Source organism: Paenibacillus luteus (genome assembly GCF_006542765.1).
Taxonomy (GTDB): domain Bacteria; phylum Bacillota; class Bacilli; order Paenibacillales; family Paenibacillaceae; genus Pristimantibacillus; species Pristimantibacillus luteus.
In genome coordinates, this window is the sequence record NZ_SKCD01000088.1 from 179,629 (window position 1) to 195,990 (window position 16,362).

General features: G+C 49.3%; 13 protein-coding genes. 9 read left to right on the forward strand and 4 right to left on the reverse strand.

Annotation, left to right across the window (positions count from 1 at the left end; genetic code table 11):
* Window positions 1-60: 60 nt before the first annotated feature.
* Together E0496_RS34075 and E0496_RS34080 are read right to left on the reverse strand one after the other, a co-directional pair.
* Window positions 61-1,452, reverse strand: a complete 1,392-nt coding sequence (locus E0496_RS34075) for a HAMP domain-containing sensor histidine kinase (RefSeq protein WP_141506353.1) — start codon at window positions 1,450-1,452, stop codon at window positions 61-63.
* Window positions 1,449-2,123: a response regulator transcription factor gene (locus tag E0496_RS34080; RefSeq protein ID WP_141506354.1), complete on the reverse strand. Its 675-nt coding sequence runs from the start codon at window positions 2,121-2,123 to the stop codon at window positions 1,449-1,451. The genes E0496_RS34075 and E0496_RS34080 overlap by 4 nt, the downstream gene beginning before the upstream one ends.
* 160 nt (window positions 2,124-2,283) lie before the next feature.
* Here E0496_RS34080 and trxB point away from each other — a divergent pair, with 160 nt between their 5' ends.
* From trxB to E0496_RS34125, 9 genes are all read left to right on the forward strand, one after another.
* Window positions 2,284-3,225: a thioredoxin-disulfide reductase gene (gene trxB, locus E0496_RS34085; RefSeq protein WP_141506417.1), complete on the forward strand. Its 942-nt coding sequence runs from the start codon at window positions 2,284-2,286 to the stop codon at window positions 3,223-3,225.
* A gap of 240 nt (window positions 3,226-3,465) precedes the next feature.
* A complete protein-coding gene (locus tag E0496_RS34090) occupies window positions 3,466-5,442 on the forward strand; it encodes a glycoside hydrolase family 13 protein (RefSeq protein ID WP_141506418.1) in 1,977 nt (658 codons plus the stop codon).
* Window positions 5,443-5,675: 233 nt separating this feature from the next.
* Window positions 5,676-6,575, forward strand: a complete 900-nt coding sequence (locus E0496_RS34095; RefSeq protein ID WP_277755905.1) for a LacI family DNA-binding transcriptional regulator — start codon at window positions 5,676-5,678, stop codon at window positions 6,573-6,575.
* 228 nt (window positions 6,576-6,803) lie between these two features.
* A complete protein-coding gene (locus tag E0496_RS34100) occupies window positions 6,804-8,081 on the forward strand; it encodes an MFS transporter (protein ID WP_141506356.1) in 1,278 nt (425 codons plus the stop codon).
* 151 nt (window positions 8,082-8,232) lie between these two features.
* The gene (locus E0496_RS34105) at window positions 8,233-9,267 is read left to right on the forward strand and encodes an ABC transporter substrate-binding protein (RefSeq protein WP_141506357.1); all 1,035 of its coding nucleotides are present in this window, start codon (window positions 8,233-8,235) and stop codon (window positions 9,265-9,267) included.
* Between the two features lie 24 nt (window positions 9,268-9,291).
* Window positions 9,292-10,398, forward strand: a complete 1,107-nt coding sequence (locus tag E0496_RS34110; RefSeq protein WP_141506358.1) for an ABC transporter ATP-binding protein — start codon at window positions 9,292-9,294, stop codon at window positions 10,396-10,398.
* A complete protein-coding gene (locus tag E0496_RS34115; RefSeq protein WP_141506359.1) occupies window positions 10,395-12,047 on the forward strand; it encodes an ABC transporter permease in 1,653 nt (550 codons plus the stop codon). The genes E0496_RS34110 and E0496_RS34115 overlap by 4 nt, the downstream gene beginning before the upstream one ends.
* A gap of 115 nt (window positions 12,048-12,162) precedes the next feature.
* Window positions 12,163-13,863, forward strand: a complete 1,701-nt coding sequence (locus E0496_RS34120) for a sensor histidine kinase (protein ID WP_141506360.1) — start codon at window positions 12,163-12,165, stop codon at window positions 13,861-13,863.
* Window positions 13,856-14,635, forward strand: coding sequence for a response regulator transcription factor (locus E0496_RS34125; protein ID WP_141506361.1), 780 nt, complete (start codon window positions 13,856-13,858; stop codon window positions 14,633-14,635). Before E0496_RS34120 ends, E0496_RS34125 begins: the two co-directional genes overlap by 8 nt.
* A 16-nt stretch (window positions 14,636-14,651) precedes the next feature.
* On the opposite strand, the gene E0496_RS34130 is transcribed toward E0496_RS34125, so the two are convergent.
* A complete protein-coding gene (locus E0496_RS34130) occupies window positions 14,652-15,467 on the reverse strand; it encodes a carbohydrate ABC transporter permease (protein ID WP_141506362.1) in 816 nt (271 codons plus the stop codon).
* 21 nt (window positions 15,468-15,488) lie between these two features.
* Window positions 15,489-16,361, reverse strand: a complete 873-nt coding sequence (locus tag E0496_RS34135; protein ID WP_141506363.1) for a carbohydrate ABC transporter permease — start codon at window positions 16,359-16,361, stop codon at window positions 15,489-15,491.
* Window position 16,362: the final 1 nt, after the last annotated feature.

Below are 16,362 nucleotides of genomic sequence, written 5' to 3' on the forward strand. Positions count from 1 at the left end.
TTATCCAATCTTTCCTTGTTTCCATTGCATACTTTGCTCCAGAAATAGCACATCCTGATTCTATCTGGCAGGAGGTGCTAGGGGAAGACGAATGACAAAGCTTGCTCCGGCCAGCTGGTCCGCATCCGGGTCCAACACAATGCTTCCGCCGTGAATGGATACAATCGTTTGTGCAATCGATAATCCGAGTCCGCTTCCCCCTTGGCTGCGGTCCCTGGATACGTCTCCCTTATAAAAGCGTTCAAACACACGCTCGCGGTCTTCTTCGCTAATGCCGATTCCCGTATCTGTCAGGCGAACGACCGCAAAGCCGTCCTGCTCGGTCAAGGAGCAGAAAATTTTGCCCCCCTCTGGCGTAAACTTCATGCTGTTGGAAAATAGATTCATCCACACCTGATTGAGCTGGTCCTGATCAGCCACGATGACCGTTTCTTCCATATAAAGCTCCAGTGTCTGACGCTTGGCCAGCCAGTGCGGCTCGCAGGCTAAAACAACATCGCGCAGCTGGCGATCCAACCGGTAGGTTTGCGGATGAAACGGATGCTGCTGGGAGTCCAGCGACGCTAGATTAAGCAAATTCTCGCTTAAACGGGACAGCCTCATGCTCTCTTGCTTGATAATGTTGATGTACCGTTCCCGTTCTGCTTCGGTGACTTCCTCGCTCCGCAGCGCTTCCGCAAAGCCGCCAATCGAGGTGAGCGGCGATTGAATCTCATGGGATACATTAGACACAAAATCCTGCCGCATCATTTCAAGCTGGGAGAGGCTAAGCGCCATTTTGTTCATGCCCTCGGCAAGCTCGCCTAGCTCATCCCCGCGCCTGGCGGGCAGGCGGACAGAGAAATCCCCTTCCGACATCCGGGTCGCCGCATTCGTCATCATCTTCAGCGGCCGCACCAAATAGCGGGCTGCCACGAGAATTAGAACGCTTCCGACCAAGAGCAGCGTAACGAGCAGCGTGACAGCGGTCCATATGAAGTTGCTGTTTTGCGGAAAGCGATCCATCTGGACGAACAGCGCCCATTTCTCATTGCCAAACTGAACCAGCCTGCCGTAAGCAGGCGGCAGTGGCGGTCCGCCTTCTTCTCTATTGAATACTTCCAGTCTCACCGTACTGCCGCCAAATACCCTCGCCAGTTGATCATAAGTGAGTCTCTCCACCATCAGCTCGCTGCGATCCCCAACTGCGACCAGTCGGTTGACACTGTTGATCGCTATAATAGACTGCCCTTGCAACGCGGACATTTCATTCAGAAACTCCTGCATAGATGACGGCTTGGACACCGCATACAGCTGTTCGATCCGGTCAATCGACTTATCCATCTGATTCGGCAGCTGTCCCCTTGCATCCCTTTTAAACATTTGATTCGTAAATAAAAAAGCTACGCCGATACTAATCAGAACAATAATAAGAAAAGTAGCAGTTATTCGGAAATATAAGCTGCGAATCATGCCCATTCCTCCAACCGGTAACCAAGACCGCGGATGGTGACGATACGGAATCGGTACAACTCCTCAGGAAAACGGTCACGCAGCCTTTTGATATGCACATCAACCGTTCGCTCGTCCCCCTCGTAAGCCATGCCCCAAATCTGCTCGATCAATTGGTCGCGTGCAAAGGTTTTGCCAGGGTAACTCGCCAGCTTGAAGAGCAGTTCGAATTCCTTGGGCGGCAGGGTGGTCGCCTCGCCTCCAGCTGTCATTTGAAAATCGGTTTGGTTCATGAGGACTGCGCCGAACTCTACGGTTTGTGACGCCGTAATCCGGTATCTTTTGAGCAGCGCCTTCACCCTCGCTACCAGCTCCGGCGGATCGAACGGCTTAACCATATAATCATCCGCGCCAAGCTCAAAGCCCTTCAACTTCTGCGTAGTCTCTCCTTTGGCTGTCAGCATGAGCAGTGGAATATCATAGCTTGCCCGCATAGCAGAGCACAGCGCCCAGCCATCCATCCGCGGCATCATCACATCAATAATCGCCAGATCGGCGCGCACCGCCTCCAGCTTGCTTAACGCATCTACTCCATCTATGGCTTCAACGACCTGGTAGCCCTCTCTTTTCAAGAAAAGACTGACCAGCTCACGAATGTTTGGATCATCATCGGCAACGACGATTTTTGGCATAATCTGCTTCCTCCAGTTTGGCTTATGTAGTCGATTTAATCAGCATACATCACCAACATGAACGTTACATGAACGATATTGACTTTACAGCTAGATTGTAATAATTTTAAAGTAGTATTTATTATCTCAGTGAATTTGCGAATGGAGGAGAACATAGATGATATACAAAACGATTATTATCGGTACCGGCCCTGCCGGACTTACCTCAGCGATCTATCTTGCACGTGCGAACATGGAGCCACTTGTGATTGAGGGCTGGCAGCCAGGCGGCCAGTTGACGACAACGACAGAGGTTGAAAACTTCCCAGGCTTCCCGGACGGCATTCTCGGCAGCGAGCTGATGTCCAATATGCGGAAGCAAGCCCAGCGTTTTGGCGCAAAATTCAAAACCGGCTCCGTGAAAAGCGTCGACTTCAGCAAACGTCCTTACACGCTTGACGTCGAAGGCATCGGCGAGCTGCAAGCCGAGTCGATTATCATTTCCACAGGCGCTTCGGCCAAGTACCTCGGCATACCGGGCGAGCAAGAAAACATTGGCCGCGGCGTGAGCACTTGCGCAACCTGTGACGGCTTCTTCTTCCGCGGCAAAAAAATCATCGTCGTCGGTGGCGGCGACTCCGCAATGGAGGAAGCGGTATTTCTTACACGCTTTGCTTCCGAGGTTAGACTCGTGCATCGCCGGGAAGACCTGCGCGCATCAAAAATCATGCAGGACCGCGCACGCGCCAACGAAAAAATCGTTTGGAGCTTAAATCGCACACCGCTTGAGGTTGCTGCTACAGGCATGGGCTTGCAGGGCCTTAAAGTCCGCAACAATGAAACGGGCGAGGAAGAGCTGCTTGAATCAGACGGCCTGTTTATTACCATCGGGCACACGCCAAATACCGCCTTCCTTGGCGGGCAAATCGATACGGACGATCAAGGCTACATTATCGTGAAGCCTGGTACTTCGGAGACAAACATCCCTGGCGTTTACGCCTGTGGCGATGTGCAGGACCGCAATTACCGCCAAGCAATTACGGCTGCGGGAAGCGGCTGCATGGCCGCTCTGGATTGCGAGCGCTACTTGGAATCCCAAGCTCATGAATCGGTGCTTGCGTAAACTTTTTTTTCAATAACGGTCTAGTACAATACGTGCAATTTATGTATAATAAATGTGTTGAGAGTTACAATAGAAAGGCAATGCTACCGCAACCATATGTTCGCATGATGCTTCGCGTGAGCGGCGCCTGAACGTGTTATGGAAAAAGGTACAACCTCGGCTTTTATAAGCAGAGGTTGTACCTTTTTTCGCGTTTTCATCCTCTATTTTATTATCCCCTACTTTGAAGGAGAGATCATGATGTTATTAGAAGCAGTCTATCACCGGCCAAAACAAAACTGGGCTTACGCCTATGACGGCAACACGCTGCACCTCCGCGTACGTACCAAAAAAAACGATGCCACGCTTGTGGAAGCGGTTGTCGGTGATAAATATGCCTGGGAGCAAACCCTAACGACCGTTCCGATGCGGATCATGTCATCTGACGCACGCTTTGATTATTGGGAAACTGCTGTGGTCCCTCCTTTTCGCAGGCTGCGTTATGCGTTTCGCTTAATTAGCGGCTCGGAAACGGTTATTTTGACGGACAAAGGCTTTGAGGCGGAGCTGCCGGATAATTCGAATACATTTTTTGATTTCCCATATATAAATCCTGTTGATGTGTTTGAACCGCCGGCATGGGTAAAGGATGCTGTCTTCTATCAAATTTTTCCGGAGCGATTCGCTAATGGCGATCCTTCGCTTGATCCTGCGAATGTGCTGCCATGGGGCGGCGAGCCGACTCCACAAAACTTTTTTGGCGGAGACCTGCAAGGTGTTCTGGACCATTTGGATCATATCGCCGAGCTCGGCATTAATGCGGTTTATTTTACGCCGCTATTTGAAGCGACAACGAATCACAAATACGATACGCAGGATTATATGAAGGTCGATCCGCATTTTGGCACCAACGAGAAGCTCAAGGAACTCGTCGATGCTTGCCACGCACGCGGTATCCGCGTCCTGCTCGATGCGGTATTCAATCACTCTGGCAAAACCTTCCCGCCATTTGTCGATGCGCAGCTGCATGGCCAGCAATCGAAATATGCGGATTGGTTCCACGTGCGCGAATGGCCGCTGCAGGTCGTGAATGGCATTCCTTCATACGAAACGTTCGCCTTCGAGCCGCTAATGCCCAAGCTGAATACCGAGCATCCCGAGGTGAAGAAGTATCTATTCGACGTTGCTCGTTACTGGATCGAGGAAATTGGCATCGACGGCTGGCGACTTGATGTTGCCAATGAGGTGGATCACCAGTTTTGGCGCGAATTCCGTCAGACCGTTAAAGCCGTTAATTCTGAGGCTTATATTTTGGGCGAGATTTGGCATGATTCGATGATGTGGCTGCAAGGCGATCAATTCGATGCGGTCATGAATTATCCGCTTACGAACGCTGTTCTCGATTTTTTTGCCTATCAAACCATTGATGCTGCTGCATTCACAGATGCGATCGGCGCCCAGCTTGCCGCTTACCCGCAGCAGGTGACGGAGACGGCATTCAACCTGCTCGATAGCCATGATACACCGCGATTGCTTACGATTTGTGACGATAACATTGGAGCGATGAAGCTATCTTCCTTATTCCAACTAACCTATCCGGGCACGCCATGTATTTATTACGGGGATGAGGTAGGCATGAACGGCTCCGGTGATCCCGGCTGTCGCAAATGCATGGTCTGGGACCCTGCTGAGCAAAATGCCGAGCTGCTGAGATTTTATCAGGCGGCCATTCATCTCCGCCACCGTTACTCCGCGCTCCGCAGCACGGATATTCGCTTTGTTCATATTGGACAAGCAGGAGGAACGCTGGCCTATGAAAGACGCGAGGGCAAGCAGCGTATCCTTGTTGCCATGAACGCGCGCGCCGAAGCAGCAGACCTTCGCTTTGCCATTGAAGCGGCATCGTCCGAGAACGGCTTAACGCCATATGTCGTCGAGTTCACCGGCTTCGCGAGCAAGCAAGAAGCAACCCTAGCGACGGATGAGGCGTTAAAAGCACCCGTCAGCACGCTTAGCGAAGAATCGACCGAAGATTTGAACGCTGAAGCCGCGTTAGACGGTTCTCAGGCTGCATCGGCTGTACAGACAGAAATCAGCCATAAAGCTTCATGGCGCGTATTGCTTTCGAGCGCTGGTGAACACTCGGAAGGAACCCTGATCTCCAGCCATTCGGACGGTTTGCTTCAGCTCACCCTCCCTGCCTACGGCTTTATTATTTTGGAGCAAACGACCGCATAACTGGTATTTGCCGCAAGGCAGTCCAACTTGGACTGCCTTTTCTTAATGCCAGCATGTACGCATGCACACAGCAGCTCCTCACAATAGAATCGTTATAGAATCCAGGCGAGAAACCACTAGACAATATGTAAATATCCATGCCATAATAACTTAAACGATTAAGCGATGATTAAACGAATCCATGCATACGGCAAAGGAGCTGAGTTCCCATCAAAAAAGCAACGCTTAAGGACATCGCGAAAGCCGCTGAGGTTTCGGTCGCTACAGTGAGCTACGTGCTCAATAACGTGACCAATCAAACGATCCCGGAAGAGACCAAATGCCGAGTGTTTGAGGCCGCCAAACAATTGAATTACGTGCCCAACCTGGCAGCCCGCTCACTAGTCAAACAAAAATCCGGCTTGATTGGCATCCTTATCAACAAAAACGAGGATGACAGCATCTGGCAGCAGCTCCGTTATTCCCAATTTGTAAGCCGGCTGGAGAAGCTGTTGTCAACGAAGGGCTACCATGTTGTGCTGTTTAGCCTCGATGCTTCCGATCCAAAGCTGGACATCATATCCGAGCGCAAATTGGATGGCGTCTTTGTCGTAGATGTCAAAACGGAATATTTCCATCTAATCTCCAGCTACTTTTCTTCAGGCGTTCCGCTAATCGTGATCGACAGCATTATCGATGATCCTTTATTTTATAAGGTTAATTATGATTATTCCGCCGCATTTTCGCACGCCTTAACCACGACAGAACGGCAGCACGGCTACCTCATTGTCGACAGCTTTAATAACTCCGAGCTTGTAGACCATATTTGCAACAGCTCAGGGATCGATCAACGTTCCATTCACATCTTAACCAATGAATCGCAGCTCCAAGCTTTCCTTAGTCAAAATGATCATCGACCTGGCATTATCCTGAATGAGTTTGCTGCGCTTGCCGCTGCTAAATTTACAGATCCCGCTAAGTTCACTGTGATTTGTACAGCTGACTGCCCTGAGATCCTCCCTCCCTCCTCAGCACGAGTAGCCTTTCAAACAGGCAAAGCGGAAGTAGCTTTGAAGCTCATGCTGCAGCTGCTTGCGAATCCGATGCAAGGACCCGAAAACAAATACCTTCATGTCAAACCTGCTCAATCGTAATGCCGTAACAGCAATTCAACCTACCGCCTTCTTCAAATACTCAAGTCATTTTAAGCATGAGCAGAGTTATCTCTGCCATTCTCTACGGTTACTTAAACGTTTAAGTTATGCTTCTTCGAAAACATTGTAGATCCCTTATGTCCACCCTTATTCCTTATTCCTTATTCCTTATTCCTTATTCCTTATTCCTTATACCTTATCGCAAACCAAAATCAGGAGGAATCCAACATGCTTGAATTAGCCAACAAAACAAATGAAGAGCAAGCAGCTCTCGCGCAGCAACCGTCAAAGAGCACATCCATTTGGCGCAACCGCGCTTTTCTCGCCGTCTTTTCCAGCTACAGCCTCTCCTTGCTTGGCAACACCTTTCACAGCATCGCCATCAATCTATGGGTGCTGCAAACGACCGGCAGCGCCAAGCTCATGTCGACCGTGCTCATAACGCAGTTGATTATTAATATGGTATTTGGCTCATTCGCGGGTACGATTGCTGATCGAGTCGACCGCCGCAAGCTGATGTGGGTAACCGATATCGTCCGTTTTGTCCTCGTTGGTGCTATGGCTGTCCTTATTTATTTGCCTGATATTCCATTTCTGTATATCGTTCTCCTATCCGGGCTTGTCGCTTTTGTCGGCGTATTTCGCGGACCCGCCTTTCAAGCCTCGCTGATCGAAATCGTCGGCAAGGAGCAGCTCACCCAAGCGGTAGGCGCCATCAGCATCTCAGACAATATGACCCGTATTATGGGCTTTGCGCTCGGCGGTATCGCCGTAGCTTTCCTCGGCGGAGCATTTGCAATCGCCATCGATGCTGCCGCCTTTCTGGTATCCGCTCTATTGCTCCTATTCGCAGGTATATTCCCTTATGCAGCAGCAAAGGATACGAGCAAGCCGCAAGCAAGCTTTAAACATGATCTAACCGACGGTTTCCGCTATGTCTGGAACAATCCCTTCGCCAAAGCTGCCGTCCTTTTGCTGCCGCTCGTCATGTTCTTCTTCCTGTCCACCTTCATGCTCATTCAGGTCATGGTCGTTCAGGTATGGCAAGCGAAGCCCTTTATCTTCGGTCTCATGGAGGCCTGTATTCCGATGGGCTACGTCGTAGGTTCTATTCTCATCATGCGGCTCGATCAACGCTTAAAGCACCGTGGCAAATGGATTCTGGGCAGCGTACTGCTCATGGGTCCCGCCTTCGTCGCCATTGCCCAGATGCCTTCGGCCACAATTGCATTGCCGCTCATCCTGCTGGTCGGATTCCTTTTCTCCTTCAGCACAACGATTATTTTCATTGCCCTTCGTGTGGCTATTGAGCCAGCTTTGCAAGGAAGAGTATTCGGGCTGTTAGGTGCGTTGACCAGCGTCACGCCACCGATTGGCCTTGCGATCTTCTCTACTCTATCTGATTTATACGGCCCCGCACTCATCATTACTTTAAGCGGCATCGCTATGTTCACGATTGGGATAATTGCCTACCAAAAAATGAAGACGATACGTGAATTCAATTAACTTAACGTTATATTTTCTTACTTTAAACGTAATTTCCATGATATAACCAACTTATTGTTGTGTATTTTAGACGTTATTTATGAATTATAGGATTTTCATCATTTTTAAACCTGATAATATTAACGTATATTCCACTTAGGGGGCGAAACTATTGAAGAAAACGTTAGGTTTAATAACATCTCTAGTGTTGATTGTAGGATTGTTAGCAGCATGCGGAAGCGCAAGCAAAGATGAAGGCGGTAACAAGGCGAGCACGAAGCTGGTCGTCTATACGCCAAACAGCGAAGACATCATCAATACATTGATTCCTATGTTTGAGAAGCAAACCGGAATTACCGTCGAGCTCGTATCGGCAGGCACTGGCGAATTGTTGAAACGGCTGCAATCCGAAAAAGAGAAACCCTACGCCGATGTTATGTTCGGCGGCTCACATGCCCTATTCATGAGCAACGAAGAGCTGTTCGAGCCCTATGTTTCCCCCAATGACAAGAACCTGCTCGATGGCCATCACAATGAAGCAGGCTTCATGACCTCTTATATCTCAGACGCAAGCGTGCTGCTAGTCAATACGAATCTGGCAGGCGACATCAAAATTGAAAGCTATCAGGATTTGCTTAATCCGCAGCTGAAAGGCAAAATTGCTACGGCAGACCCGGCAAGCTCAAGCTCCGCTTTTGCCCAGTTAACGAATATGCTGAAAGCCAAAGGCGGCGATTATACCTCGGAGCAGGGCTGGTCCTATGTCGGAGAGCTAATCAAAAATTTGGACGGAAAAATCGCAAGCGGATCAAGCGCGGCACACAAAAGCGTAGCCGACGGCGAATATGTTGTCGCCCTCACTTATGAAGATCCGGCTGCTAGCTATATCAAAAGCGGCGCTCCTGTCAAAATCGTCTACCCTAGCGAAGGCGCCGTGTTCTTGGATGCTGTGGCGGGTATCGTAAAAGGCTCTAAAAACGAAGACAACGCGAAGAAATTTATCGATTTTATTATTTCTCAAGATGCACAAGATGCCTTCGGCTTGGAGCTAACGAACCGTCCGCTCCTCAAGGATGCGAAGCTAGGCAGCCATATGAAGCCTATGAACGAGATCCAAGTCGTAGAGGAAGACGATGATTATGTACGTGAGCATAAATCGGAAATTATCGAGCGTTACACCGATTTGTTTACCAGCCTGCAAAATTAATTCAACCAAGATGAGGTGACGAGAATGAGTGTAACGATATCTTTCCGGGATGTTGTCAAAAAATACGGGTCGACCAAGGTCATTCCCGAGCTGTCCTTAGACATCAAGCAGGGTGAGTTTTTCACCCTGCTTGGCCCATCGGGCTGCGGCAAAACAACGCTGCTCCGAATGATTGCCGGCTTTAACAGCATCGAGGACGGAACAATTCAATTTAATGAACGCGTTATCAATCAAGTGGCGCCGGGCAAAAGAAACATTGGCATGGTCTTTCAAAACTATGCGATCTTCCCCCATTTGACGGTCAAAGGCAATGTCGCCTTCGGCTTGCAAAATCGCAAGAACAACAAGGATGACATTCATCGCAAAGTAGAAGATATACTAAAAGTCGTTCAAATTGAGGAATATAAAGACAGAATGCCCAAAAACCTCTCCGGCGGCCAGCAGCAGCGCGTAGCACTCGCAAGAGCCATCGTCATTCGGCCGGATGTGCTTCTGATGGATGAGCCGTTATCCAATTTGGACGCCAAGCTCCGGGTTGAAATGCGCAATGCGATTAAAGACATCCAGAGAGAGGTTGGAATTACAACCGTCTATGTTACTCATGATCAAGAGGAAGCGATGGCCGTCTCCGACAGAATCGCCGTCATGAAATCAGGGGTTATCCAGCATGTCGGAACGCCGCAGGAAATTTACCAGCGCCCCGCCAACATATTTGTAGCCACCTTCATCGGTCGCACGAATATAATCGATGGAATCTTGACGTATGCTAGCGGCAAATACAGCGTATCATTTGGCGCCGGCTATCAAGAGAGCATCCAAGGCATGAATGAGCATGCGATGGGCATCCATGGCAAAGCGCCGGTGAAAATTTCTGTCCGCCCCGAAGAATTTTATATCGCTGAAGAGCAGCAAGGGTTGCGGGCAAAGATCGTGAGCAGTGTGTTCCTCGGCCTGAATACGCATTATTATGTCGATCTGGAGACCGGCCCGCGGTTAGAAATTACCCAAGAGTCCACGGCCGACCAGATTTTGCAGCCGGGCACGACGGTCTGGCTTAAAGCCAATATGGCAAAGGTGAATGTTTATGACGAGCAAGGGGAGGTCAATTATACGGGGAGCGTGCGTTCATGACTTCTCGCAAAAAGTTCGATGTCTGGATGGTCATCACGCTGCTGATTTTCGCTTCTTATCTTCTGTTTCTCGCTTATCCCTTGTTCACGCTGCTCATCAAGAGCTTCGTGGACGGCACTACCGGCGACTTTTCACTTGCTTACTTCGAGAAGTTTTTTAGCAAAAAATATTATTTGAACGCATTGGTTAACAGCATTAAAGTAACGGTCGGCGTTACCGTGTTGTCTGTTCTGATTGCCGGTCCGCTCGCTTATATCATGTCTACCGTAAAAATCAAAGGCGGCAAGTGGATCCAGATTCTGATCCTGATTTCTTCCATGTCCGCGCCATTCATCGGCGCTTACTCCTGGATCTTGCTGCTTGGCAGAAACGGCGTCATTACTAACTTCGTAAGCAAAGTGTTCGGCATTGCCATGCCCGATATTTATGGATTCACCGGGATTCTGCTCGTCCTGACCTTGCAGCTCTCTCCTCTTGTGTTCATGTATGTATCCGGAGCATTAAAAAATGTAGACCATTCTTTAATAGAAGCTGCCGAGAGCATGAATTATACTGGGCTTCGCAAAATGTGGAAGGTGCTGGTCCCGCTTGTAACCCCAACCATCTTGGCTGGCGCCCTGCTCGTATTCATGCGCGCGCTCGCTGACTTCGGTACGCCGATGCTGATCGGCGAAGGCTACAAGACGATTCCCGTACTTATCTTTACGGAATTTATAAGCGAGGTTGGCGGTGATGACGGCTTTGCTGCCGCGATCAGCGTGCTCGTCGTCCTCTTCGCGACTTCCGTCTTCCTGCTGCAAAAGTATATTTCCAACCGCAAATCCTTTACGATGAGCGCGCTTAATCCCATCGAGCCTAAGAAAGCAAAAGGACTGTGGAACTTCGTAGCACATGCTTGCGTTTATGTGTATACGGCAATCGCCTTGATGCCGCAGCTGTACGTGATGTATACGTCCTTCCTAAAAACATCGGGACGCATCTTCGTGCCAGGCTACTCCTTTGACAGCTACCGCTCGGCCTTCTCCAAAATCGGCGATTCAATTTACAACACTTTTGTGCTTGCAGCTATATCGATTGTGATCATCGTATTTGTGGCCGTTCTAATTGCGTATATTACGGTTAAACGAAAAGGCGCCATAGCGAATGTGCTCGATGTTTTCACCATGTTCCCTTATATCGTGCCAGGCTCCATTCTGGGTATCGCCCTGCTGGTCACCTTTAACCAGAAGCCGTTGGTGCTTAGCGGAACAATCTTTATCATCATTGCAGCGTTCGTTATCCGGCGGCTGCCTTACACGATTCGCTCCAGCGCCGCAGTGCTCCACCAGGTTAACGACAGCATAGAGGAGGCCTCCATCAGTCTGGGAGCCTCAAGCATGCGCACCTTCTTCAAAATCACGCTTCCGATGATGATTACCGGCGTCGTGGCCGGTGCCATTCTCAGCTGGATCAGCATTATAACCGAGCTCAGCACGTCGATTATTTTGTACACCGGCAATACCAAGACGATGACCGTCGCGATTTATACGGAGGTTATCCGCGGCAATTATGGCGTAGCCGCCGCACTCTCCACCATTCTCACCATCATTACCGTCCTATCGCTCCTGCTGTTCTTCAAGCTGTCAGGCAAAAAAGAAATTACGATGTAACCCATCATTCAAAGCTAGAGCTTGCTTCGCGCAAGCTCTGGCTTGTTCTTATTGTATTGGCGCCGAAAATAAGGCAGGATAGTAGTCTAGACAAAACCATGATGCGGGGTGCGAAATGGCCGAAAACTCAAGCAACTTCAAAGAATCCATCCGTCTGCTATTCCTTCGGTACACCTTCATGCCGATCATCGTTTTATTTGTCTTCTTCCTCCTGTTTACCGGGTTCAATGCCAAGATCATTGTAGCCAACAAATCACAGGAAGCGAACAAGGTAATCAGCGCATCCCTCTCCGGCGTCTATTTTAACTACTATGATGAAATTAATCGTATGGCCGCTTTGCCGCTCGTATCCGATTTCGCCGCGACGAGACTGGAGAGCCAAAATGTATATGAGGAATTTTACGAGTTCAACACCCATCAAACGGTGAAAAGCGTGTTCTATATCATCGATACGAAAGGCATTTATTTGGCGTCGACCGCCCCTTCTGATTCGGATATTCAGGAGACGATCTACAGAACGATTGTCCCGCGTATCGCCAAAGCGCCGGAGTCCACACTTGTCGAGGCGAACAAAATCCGTTATTCTCACGATCGATACACCGTCTATACCTTTGGGAAAGCTATCATTAAGGACAACCAGGTCATCGGATATATTTTGTATCAGCTGTATGAGGAGGATTTTCAGAAGCTCATCTTTGTGCAAAACAACGAGATCTCAGTCATTACCGACCGCCATCACACCATTATTGCGACGACCAACAATATAACGAAGGGCCTCATGAATAAATTCGCTCCCATTTTTAATTCCAAAGGCAATGTCCAGCTTAATGGCGGCTCGTACTATATGAGCCAAGCCAGCATTCCATTAACCGAAATAAATGTATTCACGCTTAATTCCAGTCAGCTTCAGCGGTATGTTTATGTATCCTTGATCGTATTCATCGTCGTGACCAGCCTGCTGCTCTGGTTTCTCATTCAATTTCTGGCTAATAAAATGTCGACCAGAAATACGCAATCCATCGATAAGCTGCTGTTTGCCGTCAATCAGCTGCAGCAAGGAAACACGCTCTCTTATGTCGACATCCATACCGGAGATGAATTCGAAACCTTGGCAGATCAATACAACATTATGCTTACTCGCTTAAATGAGCTGCTCCATAAGAATGAGGAGCTTTCAAACCTCAGACGGCTAATCGAGGTCAAGCATCTGCAATCGCAGTTCCATCCACATTTTATATTCAATGTATTGGAAACGCTTCGATATGCAATTGTGGTGGACAGCAAGCAAGCGCAGGACATCGTCATGATATTGTCCCGGCTGCTCCGCTACAGTATCAGCAACGATGGCCAAACCGTTCTGCTAAGCGACGATCTGAATCATACGACGGATTACCTGCGCCTGCAGCAAATCCGCTTTAACGAGCGGCTGAGCTATGACATGCAGCTCTCCGAACAGAGCAGGCATGCGTTAGTTCCCAAGCTTCTCCTACAGGCGATTATCGAAAATTCCATTCGGTATGGTTATCTTCATCAAGAGTCTTTATTGATATCCATTCGCGGTTATTTGGACGAAACGGACTTGATTCTTGAAGTAGAAGACGACGGAAGCGGCATGAGCGAAGAGCGGCTGGAGCAAATCCGGCAGCTGCTGAATGATCCCGATATTCCGACAAAGCATATTGGCCTGAGCAATGTGCACCGGAGGCTTCTGCTGCTCTATGGCCCAGGTTATGGCATTCAGCTTCTGAGCCGTTTAGGAGAAGGAACATGTGTAACAATCAGACTGCCTTACGAGAAGGGTGATGTGCATGTTTAAAGTTCTGCTGGTGGAAGATGAGGAAATGATTCGCAAGGGGCTCCGCTATACCTTCGATTGGTTAGCGGCCGATTGCGTCATTATCGATGAGGCTTGCAACGGAGAAGAAGGGCTCGCCAAGATCAAGCAATTACAGCCCGATATTGTCATTGCCGATGTGAATATGCCTTTGATGGACGGCATTACGATGATTGAGAAAAGCCTCGATGAGGCGATATGCAGCTACATTATCATTTCAGGCTATGACGAGTTTCATTTGGCCAAAAAAGCAATTCATCTGGGGGTAAGCGAATATTTGCTGAAGCCGCTTGAGCAGGACCAGCTCCTTGCTGCGCTTGATCGTGCCAAAAACCAGATCGAGCTTAAGCGGAAATATGAGCTGCTTAAGAAGCAGCCTCATCAGATTGATGAGACGATCAGCGCCAGCATCCTGGAGAACACAAATCAAACCTCCAAATACGTCTCGCAAATGATCGCCTATATCCAGCAGCATTATGCCGAGAAGATTAGCATCCAGGATCTCGTTACCCAAATAGGCATCAGCTCCACCTACTTGAATCAAAAATTCAAAGCGGAGACTTCCTATACGTTCAACGATTTTTTGAATCGCTACCGCGTTCAGAAGGCCATGGAGCAGCTTCAAGCGGGCACGGGCAAAGTATACAACATCGCAACCGAGGTCGGCTTTAAGGATTATAAATACTTTATCAGCATCTTCAAAAAATACGCCAACTGCACCCCCAGCCAGTTTCAGGACCATTTCAGAAAATAATCCTGCCCGCCCAAAACTAGCCTTTCAACGATCCTGCCAGTGCGCCGGATATAAAGTAACGCTGTAGGAAAATAAACAGGGCGATCATCGGCAGGGCAGTTACCACAACGCCTGCAAGGAGCACCGGGTAATCCGTAATGTACTCGCCGCGGAATTGCAGCATAGCAAGCGGAAGCGTCAGCTTGTCTTTGCCATTCAGAAGCAGCATCGGGAATAAGAGATCATTCCAGACAATGACGAACAGGAAAGCAGCTGTAGCCGCAAGGTAAGGAGCGCTGAGCGGAAAGGCAATGCGAGCCAGCAAGGTCCACTCGCCTGCGCCGTCGATTTCGCCAGCCTCCAAAATCTCCTTCGGCAGCGTCTTCATAAATCCGGAGAGCATGAACACCGAAAGCGGCAGCAGCACGGACGCCGACACAATAATCAATCCCGTTAGCGAATTGCTCCAGCCCAGCTTATGCACAAAAGTATAAATGGGAATCATGTTCACCTGAGACGGCACCATCAAACCGACCGCAAACAACCCAAATACAGCCGCCCCTACCCGTTTGCCTGAGCGCATAATGCCGTAAGAAATGAAGCCGGCCAGCAGCAGCTCAAGACCAACGGTAGCCAAGGTGACCACGATGCTGTTGCGAAAATACCCCCACATCGGCTGTCCGTCGAACAAGGACTGATAGTTGTGAAAGGACAACGATTCCGGTAACCCAAGCGGATTGGCATAAAATTGCGGCGTTGTCTTTAATGAGGTAAACAATACGATAAGCAGCGGGGCAAGAATGACAGCCGCGAATGACAGCAGCAGCAATCTGCCTAACCATTTTAAAACCATGCGATTTCACCTGCCTGCATACTAGTAGGATACGCGATCCGTCCGCAGCGCGCGGAACTGCAAAAACGTTATAAACGAGATCAGCAAGAGGAAGTACACGGAGGCCGTTGAGGCTTTGCCAAACGTATAGTTCATGAATGCTGAATTATAAATATAGGTGGATAAAATTTCGGTCGAATACGCCGGTCCCCCTCCCGTCATCGTGAACACGAGGTCAAACGCTTTAAACGATTGAATGGTCGTATAGGACACAACGATCGCCGCAGCAGGCGCCAGCAGCGGCCAAATGACGCGGAAGAACAGCTGCAGCCTCGTAGCTCCGTCGAGCTTGGCGGATTCCACCAGTTCCTCCGGTATCGCTTGCAGGCCGGCAACAAACAGAATGATCATCTGGCCGATGTGGGCCCAAGCTTGAACCGCTGCTATGGAGAAGATAGCGATCCCCGTATCGCCGAGCCAGTTCTGTGTCCAGGAAGAGAGGCCGACCGCCTCAAGGAGGCCGTTCAGCAATCCGAGTGACGGGTCATAAACGAACGTCCAAATAAACCCGACCGACACCGATGACAAGATCGTAGGGACAAAATAAAGCGAGCGAAGCGCCACGTTCACCTTCTTCTGCTTCGACAGCTGCAGCGCAAGCAGCAGGGAGACGACCGTCTGCACAATGACGACAGCGACCATGAATTTAACATTGTTTACAATCGATTTCCGAAAGATAATATCCTTCGCCACATTCGTATAATTATCTATTCCGACAAACTGATAGGACGGCGATAAGCCGTCCCAATCCGTTAAGGAGTAGTAAAAACCCGTTACCGTCGGATAGATGAACAACGCAAGGTACAGCGCGATTCCCGGCACAAAAAACGGTAAAAGCTTCGCATACTTTTTCATC